Annotated in this window: 25 protein-coding genes and 2 other annotated features; all 25 genes read left to right on the top strand. The window is 37.8% G+C overall.

Annotated features, from left to right (window positions below; all coding sequences use genetic code 11):
- The first annotated feature begins 202 nt into the window (after nt 1–202).
- The 25 genes from ctsR (at nt 203) to rpoB (ending at nt 24,720) form a co-directional block, all read left to right on the top strand.
- Complete coding sequence (ctsR, locus tag ACXY7N_RS28665) at nt 203–664, top strand: transcriptional regulator CtsR (RefSeq protein WP_016089681.1); 462 nt, start codon at nt 203–205, stop codon at nt 662–664.
- A gap of 173 nt (nt 665–837) precedes the next feature.
- Nucleotides 838–1,386, top strand: a complete 549-nt coding sequence (gene mcsA, locus ACXY7N_RS28670; protein WP_016089680.1) for a protein-arginine kinase activator protein McsA — start codon at nt 838–840, stop codon at nt 1,384–1,386.
- A gap of 4 nt (nt 1,387–1,390) precedes the next feature.
- Entirely contained in the window at nt 1,391–2,455 is a 1,065-nt protein-coding gene (gene mcsB / locus ACXY7N_RS28675) for a protein-arginine kinase McsB (RefSeq protein WP_016089679.1), read from the top strand.
- Nucleotides 2,456–2,477: 22 nt separating this feature from the next.
- Nucleotides 2,478–4,913, top strand: coding sequence for an ATP-dependent protease ATP-binding subunit ClpC (gene clpC / locus ACXY7N_RS28680; RefSeq protein WP_016089678.1), 2,436 nt, complete (start codon nt 2,478–2,480; stop codon nt 4,911–4,913).
- Nucleotides 4,914–5,008: 95 nt separating this feature from the next.
- A complete protein-coding gene (gene radA / locus ACXY7N_RS28685; RefSeq protein WP_001085203.1) occupies nt 5,009–6,385 on the top strand; it encodes a DNA repair protein RadA in 1,377 nt (458 codons plus the stop codon).
- Between the two features lie 3 nt (nt 6,386–6,388).
- Nucleotides 6,389–7,462 carry a DNA integrity scanning diadenylate cyclase DisA gene (gene disA / locus ACXY7N_RS28690; RefSeq protein WP_000392165.1) on the top strand — a complete coding sequence of 358 codons (1,074 nt, stop codon included), beginning with the start codon at nt 6,389–6,391 and terminating at the stop codon, nt 7,460–7,462.
- A gap of 160 nt (nt 7,463–7,622) precedes the next feature.
- On the top strand, nt 7,623–8,732 hold the full coding sequence (locus ACXY7N_RS28695) for a PIN/TRAM domain-containing protein (RefSeq protein ID WP_016089677.1): 1,110 nt from the start codon (nt 7,623–7,625) through the stop codon (nt 8,730–8,732).
- 16 nt (nt 8,733–8,748) lie between these two features.
- Nucleotides 8,749–9,429, top strand: coding sequence for a 2-C-methyl-D-erythritol 4-phosphate cytidylyltransferase (gene ispD / locus ACXY7N_RS28700; protein ID WP_016089676.1), 681 nt, complete (start codon nt 8,749–8,751; stop codon nt 9,427–9,429).
- A gap of 116 nt (nt 9,430–9,545) precedes the next feature.
- A complete protein-coding gene (gene ispF / locus ACXY7N_RS28705) occupies nt 9,546–10,022 on the top strand; it encodes a 2-C-methyl-D-erythritol 2,4-cyclodiphosphate synthase (RefSeq protein WP_002159614.1) in 477 nt (158 codons plus the stop codon).
- Nucleotides 10,023–10,111: 89 nt separating this feature from the next.
- Nucleotides 10,112–11,569: a glutamate--tRNA ligase gene (gltX, locus tag ACXY7N_RS28710; RefSeq protein ID WP_488592830.1), complete on the top strand. Its 1,458-nt coding sequence runs from the start codon at nt 10,112–10,114 to the stop codon at nt 11,567–11,569.
- A 47-nt stretch (nt 11,570–11,616) separates the two neighbouring features.
- Nucleotides 11,617–11,863: a binding site (T-box leader), on the top strand.
- Between the two features lie 146 nt (nt 11,864–12,009).
- Entirely contained in the window at nt 12,010–12,675 is a 666-nt protein-coding gene (cysE, locus tag ACXY7N_RS28715) for a serine O-acetyltransferase (protein ID WP_000476500.1), read from the top strand.
- Nucleotides 12,656–14,053: a cysteine--tRNA ligase gene (cysS, locus tag ACXY7N_RS28720; protein ID WP_016089674.1), complete on the top strand. Its 1,398-nt coding sequence runs from the start codon at nt 12,656–12,658 to the stop codon at nt 14,051–14,053. The genes cysE and cysS overlap by 20 nt, the downstream gene beginning before the upstream one ends.
- Before the next feature lie 2 nt (nt 14,054–14,055).
- Nucleotides 14,056–14,463 carry a Mini-ribonuclease 3 gene (locus tag ACXY7N_RS28725; protein ID WP_000564263.1) on the top strand — a complete coding sequence of 136 codons (408 nt, stop codon included), beginning with the start codon at nt 14,056–14,058 and terminating at the stop codon, nt 14,461–14,463.
- Nucleotides 14,460–15,203, top strand: a complete 744-nt coding sequence (rlmB, locus tag ACXY7N_RS28730; protein WP_000093762.1) for a 23S rRNA (guanosine(2251)-2'-O)-methyltransferase RlmB — start codon at nt 14,460–14,462, stop codon at nt 15,201–15,203. Before ACXY7N_RS28725 ends, rlmB begins: the two co-directional genes overlap by 4 nt.
- Before the next feature lie 3 nt (nt 15,204–15,206).
- Complete coding sequence (locus tag ACXY7N_RS28735; protein ID WP_000997888.1) at nt 15,207–15,719, top strand: NYN domain-containing protein; 513 nt, start codon at nt 15,207–15,209, stop codon at nt 15,717–15,719.
- Between the two features lie 67 nt (nt 15,720–15,786).
- The gene (locus tag ACXY7N_RS28740; protein ID WP_000387198.1) at nt 15,787–16,446 is read left to right on the top strand and encodes an RNA polymerase factor sigma-70; all 660 of its coding nucleotides are present in this window, start codon (nt 15,787–15,789) and stop codon (nt 16,444–16,446) included.
- Nucleotides 16,447–16,573: 127 nt separating this feature from the next.
- A complete protein-coding gene (gene rpmG, locus ACXY7N_RS28745) occupies nt 16,574–16,720 on the top strand; it encodes a 50S ribosomal protein L33 (protein WP_002070160.1) in 147 nt (48 codons plus the stop codon).
- A 32-nt stretch (nt 16,721–16,752) separates the two neighbouring features.
- Nucleotides 16,753–16,932 carry a preprotein translocase subunit SecE gene (secE, locus tag ACXY7N_RS28750; RefSeq protein WP_001241321.1) on the top strand — a complete coding sequence of 60 codons (180 nt, stop codon included), beginning with the start codon at nt 16,753–16,755 and terminating at the stop codon, nt 16,930–16,932.
- A 131-nt stretch (nt 16,933–17,063) separates the two neighbouring features.
- Complete coding sequence (gene nusG / locus ACXY7N_RS28755; protein WP_000415794.1) at nt 17,064–17,597, top strand: transcription termination/antitermination protein NusG; 534 nt, start codon at nt 17,064–17,066, stop codon at nt 17,595–17,597.
- Nucleotides 17,598–17,764: 167 nt separating this feature from the next.
- Nucleotides 17,765–18,190 (top strand): 50S ribosomal protein L11, encoded by a 426-nt coding sequence (rplK, locus tag ACXY7N_RS28760; RefSeq protein ID WP_001085872.1) that lies wholly within the window; start codon nt 17,765–17,767, stop codon nt 18,188–18,190.
- Between the two features lie 177 nt (nt 18,191–18,367).
- A complete protein-coding gene (gene rplA, locus ACXY7N_RS28765) occupies nt 18,368–19,060 on the top strand; it encodes a 50S ribosomal protein L1 (RefSeq protein WP_002020168.1) in 693 nt (230 codons plus the stop codon).
- Between the two features lie 49 nt (nt 19,061–19,109).
- Nucleotides 19,110–19,253 (top strand) — a sequence feature (ribosomal protein L10 leader region).
- Between the two features lie 39 nt (nt 19,254–19,292).
- Complete coding sequence (rplJ, locus tag ACXY7N_RS28770; RefSeq protein WP_000048719.1) at nt 19,293–19,793, top strand: 50S ribosomal protein L10; 501 nt, start codon at nt 19,293–19,295, stop codon at nt 19,791–19,793.
- Nucleotides 19,794–19,860: 67 nt separating this feature from the next.
- Entirely contained in the window at nt 19,861–20,220 is a 360-nt protein-coding gene (gene rplL / locus ACXY7N_RS28775) for a 50S ribosomal protein L7/L12 (protein ID WP_000159737.1), read from the top strand.
- 75 nt (nt 20,221–20,295) lie between these two features.
- Nucleotides 20,296–20,895: a class I SAM-dependent methyltransferase gene (locus tag ACXY7N_RS28780; protein ID WP_000763283.1), complete on the top strand. Its 600-nt coding sequence runs from the start codon at nt 20,296–20,298 to the stop codon at nt 20,893–20,895.
- Nucleotides 20,896–21,186: 291 nt separating this feature from the next.
- Nucleotides 21,187–24,720, top strand: coding sequence for a DNA-directed RNA polymerase subunit beta (rpoB, locus tag ACXY7N_RS28785; protein WP_016089673.1), 3,534 nt, complete (start codon nt 21,187–21,189; stop codon nt 24,718–24,720).
- Nucleotides 24,721–24,753 lie beyond the last annotated feature (33 nt).

The following is a 24,753-nucleotide window of genomic DNA, read 5'->3' on the forward strand; positions in this document are numbered from 1 at the left end:
AACACGAGTCAAATGACTCGTGTTTTTTCGTGTTTTCTTTTATAATCCATAGTAAGTAAAAAATGTGTTTAAATTATTATTATTTTGATTAAATACAGGGGAATGTGGCTAGGATAGTGAATAAGCAAAAGAGTTGCAAATTTTATTAATACGTATATAATTAAAGTCAAAGATAGTCAAAGTCAATAAAGGTGGCGGATAAATGAGAAATATATCTGATATCATTGAGCAATATCTAAAGCAAGTTATTGACTTAAGTAATAATAATGTGATTGAAATCAAAAGAAATGAGATTGCGGATCAATTCGAGTGCGTACCATCTCAAATCAATTATGTAATCAATACCCGTTTTACGTTAGAAAGAGGATTTGTAGTAGAAAGTAAACGTGGTGGAGGAGGTTACATTCGCATTATAAAAGTCAAACTGCATGACGATATAGACATTATTGATCAAATGCTTCATATGATTGATCATAGCGTTGCGCAAGGAAATGCAGAGAGTATGATTATACGTTTAATAGAAGAGGGAATCATAACAAATCGTGAAGCTAAACTTATGTTAAGTGTACTAGATCGCTCTGTATTATCAATGGATGTTCCTTCTCGAGATGAACTTAGGGCTCGAATATTATGCGCAATGTTAAGAACACTGAAATATAAATAAATACAGCTTTTGTAAAAGAATGATAACTAAAAGATAAGGCAGTTAAATATTGTAGAAGTTTTGAAAAAAGAACACGCACTTTTATTTAAACGAATAAAGGAAAGTGAACAATCTAGTAATGTATGAAAAGTACTATGAGATAGATCGTTCCTGTTGTAAAGGTGGGGATAGTGATGACTTGTCAAAACTGTAATATAAGACCAGCAACTTTACATTATACAAAAGTAATCAACGAAAAGAAGACGGAAGTTCATCTTTGTGAGCAATGTGCAGAACAAAGTGGCTATACGTCTTTCTTTCAATCATCGCAGTCTAGCTTTTCATTCCATGATTTATTTGCTGGGTTATTACACGGTGAATCAACAATGTTTGAAGAAGGCAAAAATGGATTTTCAAATAAAAGTATATTAAGGTGTCCAGATTGTAAGATGACATACGAGCAATTTACAAAGGTGGGACGCTTTGGATGTGCCTCTTGTTACGATACATTTAAGGAACATTTAAAGCCATTATTAAAACGTCTTCACGGCGGGCATACAGATCATTGTGGAAAAATTCCGGAACGTATAGAAGGAAATATTCACTTAAAGAAAGAATTAGATGAACTAAAACTCATTCTGAAACAATACGTACAGAAAGAGGAGTTTGAGAAAGCTGCTGAGGTAAGGGATAAAATTCGAGGTCTTGAAAATCAGCTTAGTGAGCATAGAGAGGGGGAATAGTTCTATGTCACTGGACAAAATTATGAATGAAGCGATTAGTCCATGGATGAAGGGGGATGGCCCTGATTCTGATATTGTTTTAAGTAGTCGAATTCGTTTGGCTCGTAATTTTAAAAAATATCAATTCTCTACTATGCAAAATGAAGAAGAAGCTAAACAGATTCATGAATTATTTAAAAAGGAATTTATAAATAAAACGGTAGAACCTTTTGGAGAGTTTGAACTATTAAAAATGAATGAATTAACGCCTCTTCAAAGGAGAGTATTAGTTGAAAAGCATTTAATTAGCCCCAACCTTGCAGGTACAGAATATGGAGCATGCCTATTGTCAGAAAATGAACATATTAGTGTCATGCTTAATGAAGAAGACCATATTCGGATTCAGTGCTTATTTTCAGGGTTGCAGTTATCAGAGGCTCTTCAAAGTGCCAATCAAATAGATAATTGGATAGAGGAAGAGGTTGAATATGCTTTTGATGAATCACTTGGATATATTACGAGTTGTCCTACTAACGTCGGTACAGGATTAAGGGCTTCCGTAATGATTCACTTACCGGGACTCGTTTTAACGAAAAGAATTAGCCGTATTATACAAGTAATTCAAAAATTAGGGTTAGTAGTAAGAGGAATATACGGTGAAGGTAGCGAAGCGTTAGGTAATATATTTCAGGTGTCAAATCAAATGACGCTAGGAAAATCTGAAGAAGATATTATTGCAGATTTAAAGAGTGTCATTCAACAAATCATACAACAAGAAAAAATGGCTAGAGAATTAATTGTACAAAATTCAAGTATTGAGCTTGAAGATAAAGTTTATCGCTCTTATGGCATACTAGCAAACAGTCGGTTAATTCAATCTGCGGAAGCGGCCACCTGCTTATCAGATGTACGACTGGGTATTGATTTAGGATATATAAAAGGTGTATCGAGAAATATTTTGACTGAGCTAATGGTTCTTACACAACCAGGCATTTTACAACAATATGCAGGAGGACCTTTAGGACCAGAAGAAAGAGATTATCGAAGAGCAACCTTAATCCGTGAGCGATTACGTATTGAAAAAAACTAAGCGCAAGTAGGAGGCGATTTCTATGATGTTTGGAAGATTTACAGAAAGAGCACAGAAAGTATTAGCTTTATCTCAAGAGGAAGCAATTCGTATTGGGCATAATAATATTGGAACAGAACATATTTTACTTGGGCTTGTACGCGAAGGTGAAGGAATTGCAGCAAAAGCGTTAATTGCTCTTGGGTTAAGTCCAGAGAAAGTTCAAAAAGAGGTAGAAGCGTTAATTGGACGCGGAACAGAAGCTTCTCAAACGGTACATTATACACCGCGTGCGAAAAAGGTTATTGAGTTGTCTATGGATGAAGCTCGTAAATTAGGTCATTCTTACGTTGGAACAGAACATATCTTACTTGGTTTAATCCGTGAAGGTGAAGGTGTAGCAGCACGTGTTTTAAATAACTTAGGTGTTAGCTTAAATAAGGCAAGACAACAAGTATTGCAACTTCTTGGAAGTAATGAAGCAAGTTCAGGTCACCAAGGTGGTTCTTCAACAAATGCAAATACACCAACACTTGATAGTTTAGCACGTGATTTAACAGTTGTTGCACGTGAAAATCGTTTAGACCCTGTTATTGGGCGTGGTAAAGAAATTCAACGTGTAATTGAAGTTTTAAGCCGTAGAACAAAAAACAATCCTGTATTAATTGGAGAGCCTGGTGTAGGTAAAACGGCAATTGCAGAAGGATTAGCACAACAAATTGTAAATAATGAAGTTCCTGAAACTTTAAGAGATAAGCGTGTTATGACACTAGATATGGGTACAGTGGTAGCTGGAACGAAGTATCGTGGTGAATTTGAAGATCGTTTGAAGAAAGTTATGGATGAAATCCGTCAAGCAGGAAATATTATTCTATTTATTGATGAACTTCATACATTAATTGGTGCAGGTGGAGCAGAAGGTGCTATTGATGCATCGAATATTTTAAAACCATCTTTAGCTCGCGGGGAGTTACAATGTATTGGGGCGACAACGTTAGATGAATATCGCAAATATATTGAAAAAGACGCGGCTTTAGAGAGACGTTTCCAACCAATTCACGTTGATGAGCCAAGTTTAGACGAATCAACTCAAATCTTGAAAGGTTTACGTGATCGTTACGAGGCACATCACCGTGTATCTATTACAGATGATGCAATTGATGCAGCTGTAAAGCTTTCAGACCGTTATATTACAGATCGTTTCTTACCAGATAAAGCAATTGATTTAATTGATGAAGCTGCTTCAAAGGTTCGCTTACGCTCTTATACAACACCACCAAATCTAAAAGAGCTTGAAGTGAAGCTTGAGGAAATTAGAAAAGAAAAAGATGCAGCTGTACAAAGTCAAGAATTTGAAAAAGCTGCTTCCTTACGTGATATGGAACAACGCTTACGTGAGAAGTTAGAAGATACGAAGCGTCAATGGAAAGAGCAACAAGGAAAAGAAAACTCGGAAGTGACAGTAGAAGATATTGCAAATGTCGTTTCTACGTGGACTCGTATCCCGGTTTCTAAACTTGCACAAACAGAGACTGATAAATTATTAAACTTAGAATCCATTCTTCACGATCGTGTTATTGGTCAAGATGAAGCGGTAGTAGCTGTAGCGAAAGCTGTTCGTCGTGCTAGAGCAGGATTGAAAGATCCGAAACGTCCGATTGGTTCCTTTATTTTCTTAGGACCAACAGGTGTAGGTAAAACGGAGCTAGCAAGAGCATTAGCAGAATCTATGTTCGGTGATGAGGATGCAATGATTCGCATCGATATGTCTGAGTACATGGAGAAGCATTCTACCTCTCGTTTAGTTGGATCTCCTCCAGGATATGTTGGATATGAAGAAGGCGGTCAATTAACTGAGAAGGTTCGCCGTAAGCCATATTCAGTTGTCCTATTAGATGAAGTAGAGAAAGCTCATCCTGATGTGTTTAACATTTTACTACAAGTATTAGAAGATGGTCGCTTAACGGATTCTAAAGGGCGTACAGTTGATTTCCGTAATACAATTGTTATTATGACATCTAACGTTGGTGCAGACGCGTTAAAACGTAATAAACATCTTGGATTTAACGTACAAGATGAGAGCCGCGATTATTCAGATATGAAAGGTAAAGTAATGGATGAATTGAAAAAGGCATTTCGTCCAGAATTCTTAAACCGTATTGATGAAATTATCGTGTTCCATATGCTTGAGAAAAAACATATTCAAGAGATTGTAACACTTATGGTGAATCAGTTAGTGAATCGCTTAAAAGAGCAAGAGATTGAATTGCACTTAACAGAAGGAGCGATTTCAGCGATTGCTGATAAAGGGTTTGATCGTGAGTACGGTGCTCGTCCGCTTCGTAGGGCAATTCAAAAGCATGTAGAAGATAGACTATCGGAAGAACTTTTAAAAGGTGCTATTGAGAAAGGACAAAAAGTTATCTTTGATGTAGAAGGGGAATCATTTGTCATTCATAGTGCTGAAAAGGTAAAATAAGTATAGACAAACTAAGAGGGCTATGAGATAGCCCTCTTTCTTGTACGAGAAGGATAAATGTTGATAGATGAAAGTGAAGTGAAATATAAAACGATATGGCTAAAAAGAAAACAAAATTCACATGTCAAGAATGTGGTTATCAGTCACCAAAATATATGGGTAAATGTCCAGGATGTGGTCAATGGAATACGCTTGTTGAAGAGATGGAGCCGGTTGTATCATCAAGGCGCCTTAATTATGCAAATGCAATTCAATCAGAAGTAACAAAACCAAGACGTCTTACAGAAGTAGAAACAAAGTCTGAGGCGCGTATTGAAACAAAATTTCAGGAGTTTAACCGTGTCCTTGGTGGCGGGATTGTAGATGGATCCTTAGTACTTATTGGTGGGGATCCTGGGATTGGGAAATCAACGTTGTTATTACAGATTTCATCACAATTAGCAGACGCTTCATATGATGTACTGTACATATCAGGTGAGGAGTCAGCAAAGCAGATTAAACTTCGTGCAGATCGTTTGGATGTAAAGGGTAGTAATCTATTTGTTGTAGCAGAGACTGACTTACAGCGAATTGCAGCACATATTGAAGAGATGAATCCAGCTTTTGTTGTTATTGACTCTATTCAAACGATACATTTACCTGAGGTGACGTCAGCACCTGGAAGTGTAGCGCAAGTACGTGAATGTACAGCAGAATTAATGAAACTTGCCAAAACAAAAGGAATCCCTATTTTTATCGTCGGACACGTGACAAAAGAAGGGGCAATTGCAGGACCTCGTATGTTAGAACATATGGTCGATGCAGTTCTCTACTTTGAAGGAGATCGACACCATACATATCGTATTCTACGAGCTGTTAAAAATCGTTTTGGTTCCACGAATGAAATGGGTATTTTTGAAATGAAAGAGCTTGGACTTGCGGAAGTCTTAAACCCTTCTGAAATTTTTCTTGAGGAAAGACCAGTTGGGGTCGCAGGATCAACAGTAGTTGCCTCAATGGAAGGAACAAGACCAGTTTTAGTAGAAATACAAGCATTAATCTCCCCTACTAGTTTTGGAAACCCTCGAAGAATGGCAACGGGAATTGACCATAACCGTGTATCGCTTATTATGGCAGTGCTAGAAAAAAGAACAGGTTTATTATTACAAAATCAAGATGCATATTTAAAAGTAGCAGGTGGTTTGAAATTAGATGAACCAGCAATTGATTTGGCTGTTGCTTTAAGTATAGCTTCAAGTTTTAGAGATAAATCTACGGCACCAACCGATGCAGTAATAGGAGAAGTAGGATTAACTGGAGAAATAAGAAGAGTATCAAGAATTGAACAACGTGTACAAGAAGCAGCTAAATTAGGATTTCAACGCGCTATTATTCCTAGAAAAAATTTGGGAGGATGGACAATTCCGGATGGGATTGAGGTAGTAGGTGTATCCAATTTAGGAGAAGCGCTTCGTTTGACATTAGGAGGCTAGGCTATGGAAGAAAACAAGCAACGTGTCAAAAGTATGATTAATATTTTACAACTTGTAGCCCCGGGGACACCACTGCGCGAAGGGATAGATAATGTACTTCGCGCACAAACAGGGGGACTAATTGTTCTTGGATATAATGAACAAATTAAAAGTATTGTTGATGGAGGATTTCACATTAATTGTGCATTCTCTCCTGCGAGTTTATACGAATTAGCAAAAATGGATGGGGCACTTATTTTAAATGAAACTGGAAGTAAAATTTTAATTGCAAATGCACAGTTAGTTCCAGAGGCATCTATTGATTCTATTGAAACAGGTATGCGCCACCGGACGGCAGAGCGTGTAGCAAAGCAAACAGGTAGTCTCGTTGTGGCTATTTCACAAAGACGTAACGTAATTACACTATATCAAGGGAATTTACGTTATACACTAAAGGATATAGGTGTTATTTTAACAAAGGCAAACCAAGCTATTCAAACGTTAGAAAAATATAAGGCTGTATGGAATGATGGTATTACGAATTTGGGCATTCTAGAATTTGAAGAGGTCGTTACAATGTCCGAGGTGGTTCATGTGTTACATAGTGTTGAAATGGTACTTCGTATTAAAAATGAAATATTGAGCTATATTCATGAGCTAGGAACAGAAGGTAGGTTAATTCGTTTACAACTTACAGAACTACTAGCTGATTTAGAGGCAGAGGCAGCGTTATTAATTAAAGATTATTATCAAGAAAAAACACAAGACCATCATCAAATTTTGAAAAAGTTACAAGATCTTGCGAATACACAACTTCTAGAGGATAGTGATTTAGTTAAATTACTTGGCTACCCAGGACAAATGAGTTTAGAAGAAAGTGTGACGCCGAGAGGATACCGAATCACAAGCAAAATTTCGCGCGTTCCGCCACTTATCATTGAAAATTTAATTAATCGATTTAAGACCTTGCAAGGTGTTTGTCGAGCAACTATTAATGAATTGGATGATGTGGAAGGAATTGGAGAAGTCAGGGCGAAGAAAATACGAGAAGGCCTAAAAAGAATCCAAGAGCATCTCTATATGAGTAGACACAATTAAGAATATTACATTGATTCCATAATATAACGACACTAGAACATTTTTGGTATATGATATGGTATATTGGTAAATAAAACTATTTATAAAAAAACACGTCCGCTTTTGCATTCGGCGTTTTGATTAGCGAAACAATGGTTAATAATGAGTAGGAGGTGGTTGGATGTTAAAACGGATTGTACAGCTCTTCTTTCTAGTAATTGGAGGAGCGTTAGGGATTTACTTAATCCCAAAAGTTATTAATGTATTGGACATCGGTGCTGTTCCTTTATTAGAAGGATCGTATGTTCGTGCAATTATTGGTGCAATTATTTTATTTTTAACAACATTTTGGCTTGTAGATTATATCGTTCAACTTATTAAGCATATTGAAGAGGCTCTTGTAAAGGCGCCTGTAGCAGATGTTTTATTTGGTACATTAGGGTTAATCTCTGGTCTTATTGTTGCATATTTAATTTTAATACCAATTCGTGAATTTACAATTCCAGTTATCAGTACAGTGTTGCAAGTGTTCTTTACTCTTTTACTTGGATATTTAGGATTCCAAGTAGGGTTTAAAAAGAGGAATGAATTGCTAGGATTATTTACATTACCACAACGTGGGAAGAAGAAAAATAATAATAGTGAGAATGAAGAAACTGAAACTGAGGTAGAAGAATCTACAACTCATTGGAAAATTCTCGATACGAGTGTAATTATCGATGGACGTATTGCTGATATTTGCCAAACAAAGTTTTTAGAAGGAACAATTGTGATTCCACAATTCGTGTTAGAAGAACTTCAGCATATTGCCGATTCTTCTGATGCTTTAAAGCGTAATCGTGGACGCAGAGGATTAGATATTTTAAATCGTATTCAAAAAGAGATGCCGATTCCGGTAGAAATTTATGAAGGCGATTTCGATGATATTCAAGAAGTGGATAGCAAACTTGTAAAGTTGGCGAAAATCACTGGTGGAACGGTAGTAACGAACGATTTCAACTTAAACAAAGTTTCTGAATTACAAGGGGTAACGGTGTTAAACATTAACGATTTAGCTAATGCGATTAAACCTGTTGTACTCCCAGGTGAAGAACTAAGCGTTTATGTTGTAAAAGATGGAAAAGAACAAAATCAAGGTGTTGCATATTTAGATGATGGCACGATGATTGTAGTAGAAGATGGTAGAGAATACGTAGGTTCGCAACTCGATGTACTTGTTACGAGTGTGTTACAAACATCAGCTGGTCGTATGATTTTCGCCAAACGTAAATTATTAGAAAAAGCATTATAAGTAGAGGATTATTAATATGTATACATTAATTATTCCAGCAGCTGGTCAAGGAAAGCGAATGGGTGCTGGCAAAAATAAGTTGTTCTTACTTATTAATGAAGTACCGATTATTGTGCATACGTTACGTGCTTTTGAAAAGGATAAAGCATGTAAAAATATTATCATGGCAATTAACGAAGAAGAGCGCCCATATTTTGAAGAGCTAATGCAGAAATATCCGATTGAAAAGCCAGTACAATTTATTCAGGGTGGAGCTGAAAGACAAGATAGTGTATATAATGCGATTCAGCATACGAGTGATGTTGAGTATGTTCTTGTGCATGACGGTGCGCGCCCATTTGTAACGAATAAAGTGATTCAAGATGTATTAACTGCAGCAGAAAAATATGGGGCTTCCATTTGTGCGGTGCCAGTGAAAGATACCGTTAAGAAAGTAGAGCAGGGTGTTGTTGTCGAAACGGTAGAAAGATCTCAGCTTAAAGCTGTACAAACACCGCAAGGGTTTTCTGTTTCTCTTTTGTTAGAAGCTCATAGAAGTGCGAAACAGAGTTGTTTCCTTGGTACAGATGATGCAAGTCTCGTAGAACGTATCGGGAAGCAAGTAGGTGTAGTAGAGGGGAGTTACTATAATATTAAAGTGACGACTCCAGAGGATTTACTAATTGCTGAAAGCTTTCTTCATGTTCAAAAGAAATAATAGCAATGATTATAGCGAAGAAAAGCTCGGCAACGGCCGGGCTTTTCTTTATAAGGATAAGCGATATAATATAGAATCATAAAGCTCAGTAGTTTAGCTCGAGGAGGATGTAAAAAATGTTTCGAATTGGACAAGGTTTTGATGTACATGAATTCGCGGAAGGTAGACCGTTAATTATTGGTGGAATTACAATTCCTCATGAGAAAGGATTAATCGGTCACTCTGATGCGGACGTATTGTTACATACGATCGCGGACGCATGTTTAGGTGCCATTGCAGCAGGAGATATTGGAAAGCATTTCCCTGATACAGACCCTGCCTTTAAAGATGCGGATTCAGCTGTATTGCTGCAAAAGGTTTGGGAATTTGTATGTGAACAAGGTTACGAGTTAGGGAATCTAGATTGTACAATTATTGCTCAAAAGCCAAAGATGGCACCACATATTGAAAGTATGCGTAAACGTATTAGTGAACTATTAGAAACGTCTATTGATAATATCAATGTAAAGGCAACAACAACAGAAAAATTAGGATTTACAGGTAGAGAAGAAGGAATCGCTTCTCAAGCAGTAGTTTTATTACAGAAAAAATAACGGTTTTTAATTCGTAAGATGGATAATCACATTTTTTTGGTGTACAATTATAGAATGTGTTGACATTAAGATTGGAAGGTGTACCAACTATGGAAAAGCAAGTGAGAGTGCGCTATGCGCCAAGTCCAACAGGACACTTACATATCGGAAATGCGCGTACGGCATTATTTAATTATTTATTTGCTCGTCATCAAGATGGTAAGTTTATTATTCGTATTGAAGATACTGATGTAAAACGTAATGTTGTTGGTGGAGAAGAAAGCCAATTAAAATACTTGAAATGGCTCGGTATGGACTGGGATGAAGGTGTTGATGTTGGTGGTGAATTTGGACCATATCGTCAAACAGAGCGTTTAGATATGTATAAAAAATTATATGAAGATTTATTAGAGCGTGGTTTAGCTTACAAATGTTATATGACAGAAGAAGAGCTAGAAGCAGAACGTGAAGGGCAAATCGCTCGTGGTGAAACACCTCGTTACGCAGGTAACCACCGTGATTTAACTGAAGCGCAAGTGAAAGAATTTGAAGCTGAGGGACGTATTCCGAGTATTCGTTTCCGTGTACCAGCTGACCGTGATTACACATTTAAAGATATTGTAAAAGATGAAGTTGCATTCCATTCAAATGATTTCGGTGATTTCGTTATCGTGAAAAAAGATGGAATTCCAACTTATAACTTTGCGGTAGCAGTAGATGATCACTTAATGGAAATTACACACGTACTTCGTGGTGATGATCATATTTCAAACACGCCAAAACAAATGATGATTTATGAAGCTTTCGGTTGGGATATTCCGCAATTCGGTCATATGACTTTAATTGTAAATGAAAGCCGTAAAAAATTAAGTAAGCGTGATGAATCTATTATTCAATTTATTGAGCAATATAAAGAACTTGGATATCTTCCAGAAGCAATCTTTAACTTTATTGCACTACTAGGTTGGTCGCCAGTAGGAGAAGAAGAAATCTTCTCTCAAGAAGAGTTTATCAAAATGTTCGATGCAGCTCGTTTATCAAAATCACCTGCATTATTTGATTCTCAAAAACTAAAATGGATGAACAACCAATATATGAAAAAGCAAGATTTAGATACGGTGGTAGAATTAAGCTTACCGCATCTAGTGAAAGCTGGACGTATAGGTGAAACTGTAAGTGAACAAGAACAAGCTTGGATTCGTGATGTAATTGCGTTATATCATGAACAAATGAGTTTTGGAGCTGAAATTGTAGAGCTTTCTGAAATGTTCTTCAAAGATCATGTTGATTATGAAGAAGAAGGACAAGAAGTATTAAAAGGTGAACAAGTACCAGAAGTACTTCGTGCATTTGCTGGTCAAGTAGAAGCACTAGAAGCGATGGAACCAGCAGCAATTAAGGCGGCTATTAAAGCAGTTCAAAAGGAAACAGGTCATAAAGGTAAAAACTTATTTATGCCAATCCGTGTTGCAACTACGGGTCAAACACATGGCCCAGAGCTTCCTAATGCTATTGCACTTCTTGGAAAAGAAAAAGTTTTAAATCGTCTTCAAAAAGTAATTGGTTAACATTTTCTAGGTTTAGAAATATAATAAGTATACTTAAAACCTAATAAGGAAAAGCGACGAGAAGGAGAAGTAGAAAATCAGGCTTTTTACAGAGAGAACCACCTTTAGGCTGGAAGTGGTTTATAAGCGGATTTTTGAAATGCCCCTTCGAGTCTTCTGCTGAACAGCGAATTGTTTTGTGAAACGTCTTAGGGCGTAAAGTAAGCAGAAGCGGTGTACACCGTTATCATAGATGAGTTTGAGGCTTTCTTTAGCCTAAACAGAGTGGAACCGCGCTTATAAGGCGTCTCTGTCAATATGACAGAGGCGTCTTTTTTTATACCGTAAAATGGGTATGAGTATAAGTTTTATCCCCGTGCATAAAGATTTAGGGGGATAAGTAGGGAGTTAAGGGAGTTAGTTCACTCGAAAAAGCAGCCCATAAAGGGGAGGGAACGTCGATGTTTAAGAGGCTTCGGGAAGATATTGAAGTCGTTTTTGAACAGGATCCAGCGGCAAGAAGTTATTTCGAAGTCATTTTGACTTACTCTGGATTACATGCAGTTTGGGCCCATCGAATTGCACATGCTTTTTATAAAAAGAATTTCTTCTTTATTGCACGTTGGATCTCACAAGTTAGTCGTTTCTTTACTGGTATTGAGATTCATCCAGGAGCAACAATTGGTCGTCGTTTTTTCATAGACCATGGAATGGGGGTTGTAATTGGAGAAACGTGCGAAATTGGTGATAATGTAACGATCTATCAAGGTGTTACATTAGGTGGTACGGGTAAAGAAAAGGGGAAGAGGCACCCTACAATTCAGGATAATGTATTAATTGCAACAGGTGCTAAAGTACTAGGTTCTATTACAGTTGGAGAGAATTCTAAAATTGGAGCAGGGTCTGTCGTATTAAAGGAAGTCCCTGCACATTCTACAGTTGTAGGTATACCTGGCCGAGTCGTTATTCAAAATGGAGTAAAGATCGGTCAAGAATTAAATCATTCTGACCTTCCAGACCCGATTTTTGATAAGTTAAAGGTCATGGAAGTAGAACTTGATAAATTGAAAAAACAACTTGAAGTAAAGGTAGAAAGGAAGGATAAAAATGACTATTCACATTTATAATACGTTAACGCGTCAAAAGGAAGAGTTTACTCCATTAGAAGAAAATAAGGTAAAGATGTATGTGTGCGGACCTACAGTTTATAACTATATTCACATTGGGAATGCAAGACCACCTATGGTATTTGATACGGTACGCCGTTATTTAGAATATAAAGGGTATGATGTGCAGTATGTATCTAACTTTACTGACGTAGATGATAAATTAATTAAAGCAGCAAATGAATTAGGTGAAGATGTGCCGACAATTGCTGACCGTTTCGTTGAAGCGTACTTTGAAGATGTAACGGCACTAGGTTGCAAACATGCAACGGTTCATCCGCGTGTAACGGAAAATATGGATATCATTATTGAATTTATTCAAGAACTTGTGAATAAAGGATATGCATATGAATCAGAAGGTGATGTGTACTTTAGAACGAAGGAATTCGAAGGGTACGGTAAATTATCGCATCAACCAATCGCAGACTTACGTCACGGTGCGCGTATTGAAGTAGGAGAAAAGAAACAAGACCCTCTTGATTTTGCTTTATGGAAAGCTGCCAAAGAAGGAGAAATCTTCTGGGAAAGCCCTTGGGGGAAAGGTCGTCCAGGTTGGCATATTGAATGCTCGGCCATGGCGCGTAAATACTTAGGAGATACAATCGATATTCATGCTGGTGGTCAAGACTTAGCATTTCCTCATCATGAGAATGAAATTGCGCAGTCTGAGGCGTTAACAGGAAAAACATTTGCACGTTATTGGATGCACAATGGATATATTAATATTAATAATGAGAAGATGTCTAAGTCACTGGGGAACTTCATTTTAGTTCACGATATCATTAAGCAATATGATCCACAGCTAATTAGATTCTTTATGCTATCGGTACATTACCGTCACCCAATTAATTTCAGTGAAGAGTTATTGCAAAGTACAAATAACGGACTGGAAAGAATTAAAACGGCTTACGGTAACTTAAAACACCGTATGGAAAGTAGTACTGATTTAACAGACCATAATGAGAAATGGTTAGCGGAACTGGAAAAATTCCAGACTGCATTTGAAGAAGCGATGAATGATGACTTCAACACTGCTAATGCAATCACTGAGTTATATAATGTAGCAAATCATGCAAATCAATATTTACTGGAAGAACATACGTCTACAGTTGTAATTGAAGCATACGTAAAGCAACTTGAAACATTATTTGATATTTTAGGGTTAGAATTAGCGCAAGAAGAGTTGCTTGATGAAGAAATTGAGGCACTTATTCAAAAGCGCATTGAAGCTCGTAAAAATCGTGATTTTGCATTATCAGATCAAATTCGCGATGATTTAAAAGACCGTAATATTATTTTAGAAGATACCGCTCAAGGTACAAGATGGAAAAGAGGATAAGAATGATTGATGCAAAGCAATTAAACAGCTTAGCGTTAGCATATATGGGTGATGCGGTATATGAACAATATATCCGCTATCACCTACTTCAAAAAGGGAAAGTTCGTCCCAATCAATTACATCGATTAGGGACAAGCTTTGTTTCGGCAAAAGCACAGGCGAAAGTTGTTTATCATTTATTAGAGACAGCGTTTTTAACAGAGGAAGAAGAAGCGGTACTAAGAAGAGGGCGTAATGCAAATTCAGGTACTGTTCCGAAAAATACTGATGTACAAACATATCGATATAGTACAGCCTTTGAAGCATTAATTGGCTATCATCACTTATTAAATAATCGTGAAAGATTAGACGAAATTGTGTATAAGGCAATTGCTGTTTTAGAAGAAAAGGAAGGGGGCACATCATCATGAGTAGTGAATATATTATCGGACGTAACCCTGTAATTGAAGCGTTACGATCAGGAAGAGATATTAATAAAATTTGGATCGCAGAAGGTGCTGCCAAAGGACAAGTACAAATTGTACTAGCACTAGCGAAAGAAAATAAGGTTATTTTACAACATGCACCAAAAAAGAAGTTAGATCAATTAGTTGAGGGAAACCATCAAGGTGTAATTGCTCAAGTGGCTGCATATCAATATGCTGAGCTAGAAGATCTATTTAAAGTAGCAGAGAAGCGTAACGAAGATCCGTTCTTCTTAATTTTAGATGAAATTGAAGACCCGCATAACCTAGGTTCTATTATGCGTACTGCGGATGCAACAGGGGCTCATGGAATTATTATTCCGAAGAGAAGAGCTGTGGGACTTACAGCATCAGTTGCGAAAGCATCGACTGGAGCAATTGAATATATTCCTGTTGCACGTGTAACGAATTTATCTCGTACAATCGATGAATTAAAAGAACGTGGACTTTGGATTGCTGGTACAGATGCAAAAGGGAAAACGGATTACCGTAATTTAGATGGTAAAATGCCAATTGGATTAGTAATTGGAAGTGAAGGAAAAGGTATGAGTCGTATTATTGGTGAAAAATGTGATTTCCTAATTACTTTACCGATGGTCGGTAAAGTTACATCCTTAAATGCTTCAGTAGCCGCAAGTTTGTTAATGTATGAGGTATATCGTAAGCGTCACGAAATTGGTAAATAAAAAATGAACGATATTTTAATCGTTGACGGTTACAACATTATCGGAGCTTGGGGAGATTTGAAGAAACTACGGGATGTAGATTTGCAATCATCAAGAGATGCACTGATTGATAAGATGGCGGATTACCAAGGTTACACAGGTACAAAGGTAATGATAGTCTTTGATGCTTATACGGTCCAAGGTATTGAAAAAAAGATGAAACAATCGCGTGTGGAAGTCATATTCACGAGGAAGAATCAAACTGCAGATGAAAAGATAGAGCAACTAGCGATTGAGCTTAGAAATATAAATACGCAAATATATGTTGCGACTTCTGATTATACGGAACAATGGGTTATATTTGCGCAAGGTGCTCTTCGGAAATCTGCACGTGAATTAGAGTTGGAAGTACAAGCGATGGAGCAACAAGTAAGAAGGCGTACACAAGACACAAAAGAAAAGCAACCCGCCATGCGAAAGATATTTAGTAAAGATATTACAGAAAAATTAGAAAAATTAAGAAGAGGAGAGCGTTGAAGCATTGACGCTCTTTATCTTTTTACTGTATAATATTGCTAAATAAATAGCGGTCGGAGGGATCAAGGTGGAAGCAGGCTTCGTAAGTGTAGGCGACGTTACATTTCGTGATTTAGAGGATGAGGCAATCGTTGAGTTAGTTCGAAAAGGTAATACTGACGCTCTAGAATATTTGATTCACAAATATAAGAACTTTGTTCGCGCGAAATCAAGATCTTATTTCTTAGTGGGTGCCGATCGAGAAGATATTGTTCAAGAAGGTATGATTGGATTGTTTAAAGCGATTCGTGATTATAAAGAGGACAAGCTATCTTCATTCAAAGCATTTGCTGAACTGTGTATCACTCGGCAAATTATTACCGCTATTAAAACAGCAACAAGGCAAAAACATATTCCATTAAATTCATATGTGTCTTTAGATAAGCCGATTTATGATGAGGAATCTGATCGGACATTATTAGATGTTATTTCGGAAGCGAAGGTAACGGACCCTGAAGAAATGATTATAAGTCAGGAAGAATATACAGACATAGAGTCTAAAATATCTGAATTATTAAGCGATTTAGAAAGAAAAGTGCTATCTTTATATCTAGATGGTCGTTCTTATCAAGAGATTTCGGAACAGTTAAATAGACATGTGAAATCTATTGATAACGCTTTACAGAGAGTGAAGAGGAAATTGGAACGATATATGGAAATGAGAGAGAGTACCACTTTAAATTCATAACAAATGCTACAGGTGTAAAAATCACCTGTTTTCTTTTTGTAGAGAGTACAAAAGGCATGTCATTGACATTGTCTTTTGTTGTATGATACATTTTTAGGGACATAATGTTACAAGGTTGGTGTAACTAATGAGGAAAAAAGTTGTACTCTCATGTGAAGAGTGTAAAAATCGAAACTACTCTACGATGAAAGATACGAGCTCAGTAGAGCGACTTGAAATAAAGAAATTTTGTAAAACATGCAATCAGCATACAGTTCACAAGGAAACAAAATAAATAATTGAAATAATACACTGGAGGTCCCGTAGATGCGTTTAACGAACTTTTTCGGCGATGTAGGTCGCGAAATGAAAAAAGTAAGTTGGCCTAAAAAAGATGAATTACTCCGTTCAACAGCGACTGTTATCGCTACAGTTGTCTTCTTTGCGATTTTCTTCGCAGTGGTTGATATGGGCATTTCTTCTTTAATTCGGTTAATTCTTGGTTAATTCTTGAATAAGAAGCACTTATCCATGATATAATGTTATTTATAAGAACTGTGTAAAAGCCCGGTGAACGGGTTTTTTCATTTGCGCAAAAAAATGTACGTCAGGGAGGGAAGGACGCTCGTCCTAAATGAATGGAAAAAAGTTGGTATGTTGTCCATACTTATTCTGGATATGAAAATAAAGTAAAAGCAAACCTAGAGAAACGTGTAGAATCAATGGGTATGCAAGATAAAATTTTCCGTGTTGTTGTCCCGGAAGAAGTAGAAGTAGAAATGAAAAACGGTAAAGAAAAATTAATGAAAAGAAAAGTATTCCCAGGTTATGTATTAGTAGAATTAATCATGACTGATGACTCTTGGTATGTTGTACGTAACACACCAGGTGTAACTGGGTTCGTTGGTTCTTCTGGTTCTGGATCTAAACCATCACCTCTATTAGAAGAGGAAGTTGTTACCATTATGAAACATATGGGAATGGACAACGAAGTGGTTGATTTCGACTTTGAACTTCATGAAACAGTACGTGTAAACGAGGGACCATTCGCAGATTATACAGGTGCTATCGAAGAAATTGATGTGGAGAAGAAAAAGGTTAGTGTGCTTGTGGACATGTTTGGTCGCGAGACTCCAGTTGAACTTGACTTCCATCAAATTGAAAAATTATAAAATGAAACTTGAAATGAATTGTAAAAAGTGATAATATCTTTTAAGTCAGTACGTCTTCGTTATCGGAGACGTTTTTTGAAAGATTTTATCCTTACAGATAAAATATGACGTGGGAGGGCAAATCACTGTCCAATTGACCACATCACGGACTTAAGGAGGTGTGTCTCGTGGCTAAAAAGGTAATTAAAATGGTAAAGCTTCAAATTCCTGCAGGTAAAGCTAACCCAGCTCCACCAGTTGGTCCAGCATTAGGACAAGCAGGTGTTAACATCATGGGCTTCTGTAAAGAGTTTAACGCTCGTACAGCTGATCAAGCTGGTCTTATCATCCCTGTTGAAATTACGGTATTTGAGGACCGTTCATTCACTTTCATTACTAAAACTCCTCCTGCTGCTGTTCTTCTTAAGAAAGTAGCTGGTATTGAGTCTGGTTCTGGTGAACCAAACCGTAATAAAGTGGCAACTGTTAAGCGTGATAAAGTACGCGAAATCGCTGAAACTAAAATGCCTGACCTAAACGCTGCTAGCGTAGAAGCTGCAATGCGTATGGTTGAAGGTACTGCACGCAGTATGGGCATCGTTATCGAAGACTAATTCGATTTGTTTTTAAAAAAAGGTTGCGGGTCTGGAATTCCAATTCGCAACCTTTATTATCGTAAATGATTATCGTTTTTAAATAAATGGATGGCGCGCATCCTCAGGTTATACCTGAAAATAAGCGTAAACGTGGGAGGTTATTCCGCTAAAACCACATTCGAGGAGGAAATAAAAATGGCTAAAAGAGGTAAAAAGTACGTAGAAGCTGCAAAGCTTGTTGATCGTGCAGCTGCTTACTCTGCAACAGAAGCAGTAGAATTAGTAAAGAAAACAAACACAGCTAAATTTGATGCAACTGTAGAAGCTGCATTCCGTTTAGGTGTTGACCCTAAGAAAGCTGACCAACAAATCCGTGGTGCAGTTGTTCTTCCACACGGTACTGGTAAAGTACAACGTGTATTAGTATTCGCTAAAGGTGAAAAAGCTAAAGAAGCTGAAGCTGCTGGAGCTGACTTCGTAGGCGATGCTGATTACATCGGTAAAATCCAACAAGGTTGGTTCGATTTCGATGTAGTAGTAGCAACTCCTGACATGATGGGTGAAGTTGGTAAACTTGGTCGCGTATTAGGACCTAAAGGTTTAATGCCAAACCCTAAAACTGGAACAGTTACTTTCGATGTAACTAAAGCTGTTAACGAAATCAAAGCTGGTAAAGTTGAATACCGCGTTGATAAAGCTGGTAACATCCACGTTCCAATCGGTAAAGTATCTTTCGAAGATGCTAAATTAGTAGAAAACTTCAGAACAATTGCTGACACTTTACAAAAAGTTAAGCCTGCTGCTGCAAAAGGTACTTACATGAAGAACGTAACAGTTGCTTCTACAATGGGACCTGGCGTACGTGTAGACGTTTCTACATTAGCGTAAATTTTGGAAGTTGACTTCATAAAGAAGTTTTTATATAATCATTTATGTTGTGAATTTAATTAGTGTACCGTAGACAGTAGGTGTCAATAGACTTAATTTCCTACCTAGGTGTTAATATACGAAACGGAATTTTTTTCTGTGACTATATGCCTCCATGTCTACAAGTTGGGCATGGAGGTTTTTAGTGCACTTTCGGTACATCTTCTATATAATCTACAGGAGGTGTAATAACATGAGCAAAGTAATCGAAACTAAACAACAAGTTGTAACTGAAATCGCGGACAAACTTCGTGAAAGTAAATCTACAATCGTTGTTGACTACCGTGGTTTAACAGTTTCTGAAGTAACAGAATTACGTAAAAACTTACGTGAAGCTGGCGTTGAGTTCAAAGTTTACAAAAACTCTTTAACTCGTCGTGCTGCAGAGTCTGCTGAAATGGCTGAGTTAAACGAATTCTTAACAGGACCAAACGCAATCGCGTTCAGTAACGAGGATGTAGTTGCTCCTGCGAAAGTATTAAACGACTTCGCTACAAAACATGAAGCTTTAGAAATTAAAGCTGGTGTAATCGAAGGTAAACTTGTGACACTTGATGAGGTTAAAGCTATCGCTACTCTTCCGTCACGTGAAGGCTTACTTTCTATGCTTCTTAGCGTTCTTCAAGCTCCAATCCGTAACCTTGCACTTGCTACTAAAGCAGTTGCAGATCAAAAGGAAGAGCAAGGCGCTTAATTTTTTAAAAGATAATTACTTGTTATCTATAAAACAATACAAACCTATTTAAGGGAGGATATTTACAATGACTAAAGAACAAATCATTGAAGCAGTTAAATCTATGACTGTATTAGAACTTAACGACTTAGTAAAAGCTATCGAGGAAGAATTCGGCGTAACTGCTGCTGCTCCTGTAGCTGTAGCTGGTGGCGCTGGTGAAGCTGCTGCTGAGAAAACTGAATTTGACGTAGTACTTGCAAGTGCTGGCGCTCAAAAAATCAAAGTTATCAAAGCTGTACGTGAAATCACTGGTCTTGGCTTAAAAGAAGCTAAAGAATTAGTTGACAACACTCCAAAAGCAATCAAAGAAGGCGTTTCTAAAGAGGAAGCTGAAGAAATGAAAGCTAAACTTGAAGAAGTTGGCGCTGCTGTAGAAGTTAAGTAATTAACTTTTGATGCTTTAAAAAAGCTCGCTCTCATGCGAGCTTTTTTTTTAACTGTAAAGAAAAGAGGTGGCCATATGGCAGACCATTATTTTTCTAACGACCCTTCTAGTAAAAGTGATCGTAAGCGATGGGAATTTACACTTCGTGGATCTCAATTTACTTTCTTATCTGACCGTGGGGTGTTCTCGAAAAACGAAGTGGACTTTGGTTCTCGTCTTTTAATTGAAGCGTTTCAAGTGCCAGATATTAAAGGTGATATATTAGACGTAGGTTGTGGATATGGACCAATTGGTTTATCGTTGGCGAAAGAGTTTCAAGACCGTAAAGTTCACATGGTGGATGTGAATGAAAGGGCGCTTGAGCTTGCGAAAGAAAATGCCGCTAACAATAGAATTGGAAATGTACACATTTTTCAAAGTAGCGTCTATGAAAATGTAGATGGTATGTATGCTGCTATTCTATCTAATCCTCCAATTCGTGCTGGTAAAGATATCGTGCATGAGATTTTAGAAAAGGCTGTAGAGTATTTAGTTCCGGGTGGAGAGTTGTGGATTGTTATTCAAAAGAAGCAAGGTGCACCATCTGCGCTGAAGAAACTAGAGGAAGTATTTTCTGAAGTCGAAGTTGTAGAAAAGAAAAAAGGATATTATATCATAAAATCAAAAAAACGTTGACGGTTATTTTTGGCTATGTTAACATTATACAATGCCAATATATGATTTTCTGCGTTGAGAAAGATGTATATTTTTGTTTCTCTTGGAAAAGATAGTAAAATCAGCAGATTATGAAACAGAATGATGGTTTTCTTATAGAAGCCATTTTTCTTTTTTGAGCAGGTAGAAAGACTCAACGTATTTATCTTTAAGAGAAAAAAACTACGCTAATAGCAGTAGTTGTATTTATTTGTGATTTTGCACAAATTTTTTTGTGCATTTATAATACTCATGATTTGAGGGGTGAAGCAGTTGACAGGTCAACTAGTTCAATACGGACGCCACCGCCAACGAAGAAGTTATGCCCGTATTAGTGAAGTATTAGAGTTACCAAATCTTATCGAAATTCAAACCTCTTCTTATCAGTGGTTTCTTGATGAGGGTTTGCGAGAAATGTTCCAAGACATTTCTCCGATTGAAGACTTTACGGGAAATCTATCGCTTGAATTTATCGACTACAGCTTAGGTGAACCTAAATACTCTGTAGACGAATGCAAAGAGCGTGATGTGACGTATGCAGCACCACTTCGTGTAAAAGTGCGTCTAATCAACAAGGAAACTGGTGAAGTAAAAGAACAAGATGTGTTCATGGGAGATTTCCCACTCATGACAGAGACTGGAACATTCGTAATTAACGGTGCAGAACGTGTTATCGTTTCCCAGTTAGTTCGCTCTCCAAGCGTATACTATAGTGGCAAAGTGGATAAAAACGGAAAACGTGGTTTTACTGCTACTGTAATTCCAAACCGCGGAGCTTGGTTAGAGTATGAGACAGATGCTAAGGATGTTGTATATGTGCGTATTGACCGTACGCGTAAACTTCCTGTAACTGTTTTGTTACGCGCATTAGGGTTTGGCTCTGATCAAGAAATCACCGAGCTTTTAGGTGATAACGAATACTTAAGCAACACATTAGAAAAAGACAACACAGATAGCACAGAAAAAGCATTGCTTGAAATTTATGAGCGTCTACGTCCTGGTGAACCACCAACAGTAGAAAATGCAAAGAGCTTACTTGTGTCTCGTTTCTTCGATCCAAAGCGCTACGATTTAGCAAATGTAGGTCGCTATAAGATCAACAAGAAGTTACACATTAAAAACAGATTGTTTAATCAACGTTTAGCTGAAACATTAGTGGATCCAGAAACTGGTGAAATTTTAGCGGCGGAAGGAACAATCTTAGATCGTCGTACACTTGATCGCATTTTACCTTACTTAGAGAAAAACATTGGATTCAAAACAGCGAAACCAATGGGTGGAGTGGTAGAAGGCGATGTTGAGCTGCAATCTATTAAGATTTATGCTCCTGAGTCAGAAGGCGAACGCGTAATTAATGTAATTGGTAATGCAAATATTACTCGTGATGTAAAACACATCACACCAGGTGATATCCTTGCTTCTATCAGTTACTTCTTCAACCTACTATACAAAGTAGGGGATACAGATGATATCGACCACTTAGGAAACCGTCGTCTGCGTTCTGTTGGAGAACTATTACAAAATCAATTCCGTATCGGTCTTTCTCGTATGGAACGTGTTGTTCGTGAGAGAATGTCGATCCAAGATACAAATGCAATTACACCACAGGCACTAATTAATATTCGTCCTGTTATTGCATCTATTAAAGAGTTCTTCGGAAGTTCTCAGTTATCTCAGTTCATGGACCAAACAAACCCATTAGCAGAGTTAACTCACAAACGAAGACTATCTGCATTAGGACCTGGTGGTTTAACGCGTGAGCGCGCAGGCTTTGAAGTGCGTGACGTTCACTACTCTCACTATGGTCGTATGTGTCCGATTGAAACACCAGAGGGACCAAACATCGGTTTGATTAACTCATTATCATCGTTCGCGAAAGTAAATGAGTTTGGTTTCATTGAAACACCATACCGTCGTGTTGACCCAGAATCTGGTCTTGTAACAGGGCAGGTTGATTACTTAACGGCAGATGAAGAAGATAATTATGTTGTAGCCCAAGCGAATATGAAATTATCTGAAGAAGGAGAATTCCTTAGCGAAGATATCGTAGCTCGTTTCCGTGGTGAAAACATTGTCACAAATAAAGAACGCATCGACTACATGGATGTATCTCCAAAACAAGTAGTGTCGGCAGCGACAGCTTGTATTCCGTTCTTAGAAAACGATGACTCTAACCGCGCACTTATGGGAGCGAACATGCAACGTCAGGCGGTTCCGTTAATGAATCCGGAATCTCCGATTGTAGGTACAGGTATGGAGTACGTATCAGCAAAAGACTCAGGTGCTGCAGTAATCTGTAAACACCCTGGTGTTGTTGAACGCGTAGAAGCACGTGAAGTTTGGGTACGTCGCTATGTAGAAGTTGACGGTCAAACAGTAAAAGGCGACTTAGATCGCTACAAAATGCAAAAATTCATTCGTTCTAACCAAGGAACTTGCTACAACCAACGTCCAATCGTAAGTGTTGGAAATGAAGTTGTAAAAGGTGAGATCCTTGCGGATGGTCCTTCTATGGAATTAGGTGAACTAGCACTTGGACGTAACGTGCTTGTTGGCTTTATGACTTGGGACGGTTATAACTACGAGGATGCGATCATTATGAGTGAGCGCCTTGTAAAAGATGATGTGTACACTTCTATTCATATTGAAGAATATGAGTCAGAAGCTCGTGATACGAAGCTTGGACCAGAAGAAATTACACGTGACATTCCAAACGTTGGGGAAGATGCATTACGCAACCTTGACGAGCGCGGTATCATTCGCGTTGGTGCGGAAGTAAAAGATGGAGATTTACTTGTTGGTAAAGTAACGCCTAAAGGTGTTACAGAATTAACAGCTGAAGAACGTCTATTACATGCTATCTTTGGAGAAAAAGCACGTGAAGTACGCGATACATCACTACGTGTACCACACGGTGGTGGCGGTATTATCTTAGACGTAAAAGTATTCAACCGTGAAGATGGCGATGAATTGCCACCAGGTGTGAATCAACTTGTACGTGCATATATCGTTCAAAAACGTAAAATCTCTGAAGGTGACAAGATGGCCGGACGTCACGGTAACAAAGGTGTTATCTCTCGTATTTTACCAGAAGAAGATATGCCTTACTTACCAGACGGTACGCCAATCGATATCATGTTAAACCCATTAGGGGTACCATCTCGTATGAATATCGGTCAGGTATTAGAGCTTCATCTTGGTATGGCAGCAAGATACCTTGGTATTCACATTGCAACACCAGTATTCGATGGTGCTCGTGAGGAAGATGTTTGGGGCACGATTGAAGAAGCTGGTATGGCAAATGACGCGAAAACAATCCTGTATGACGGACGTACTGGTGAACCATTCGATAACCGCGTATCTGTTGGTGTCATGTATATGATCAAACTTGCGCACATGGTTGACGATAAACTTCATGCTCGTTCTACTGGACCATACTCACTTGTAACGCAGCAGCCTCTTGGAGGTAAAGCTCAGTTCGGTGGACAGCGTTTCGGTGAGATGGAGGTTTGGGCACTTGAAGCTTACGGTGCTGCTTATACTCTTCAAGAAATCTTAACAGTGAAGTCTGATGATGTTGTTGGACGTGTTAAGACGTATGAAGCAATTGTTAAAGGCGAAAATGTTCCAGAACCAGGCGTTCCTGAATCATTCAAAGTATTGATTAAAGAGCTGCAAAGTTTAGGTATGGACGTTAAAATGATGTCTAGCGACGATACAGAAATTGAAATGCGTGATACGGAAGATGACGATGATCATCAATCAGCAGATAAATTGAATGTCGAAGTTGAGACAACTAAGGAATAATTGGGATAACCTGTAGACTAAAAGGGAGGTAGG

The sequence above is a fragment of the Bacillus sp. 5w2 genome, from assembly GCF_054353775.1.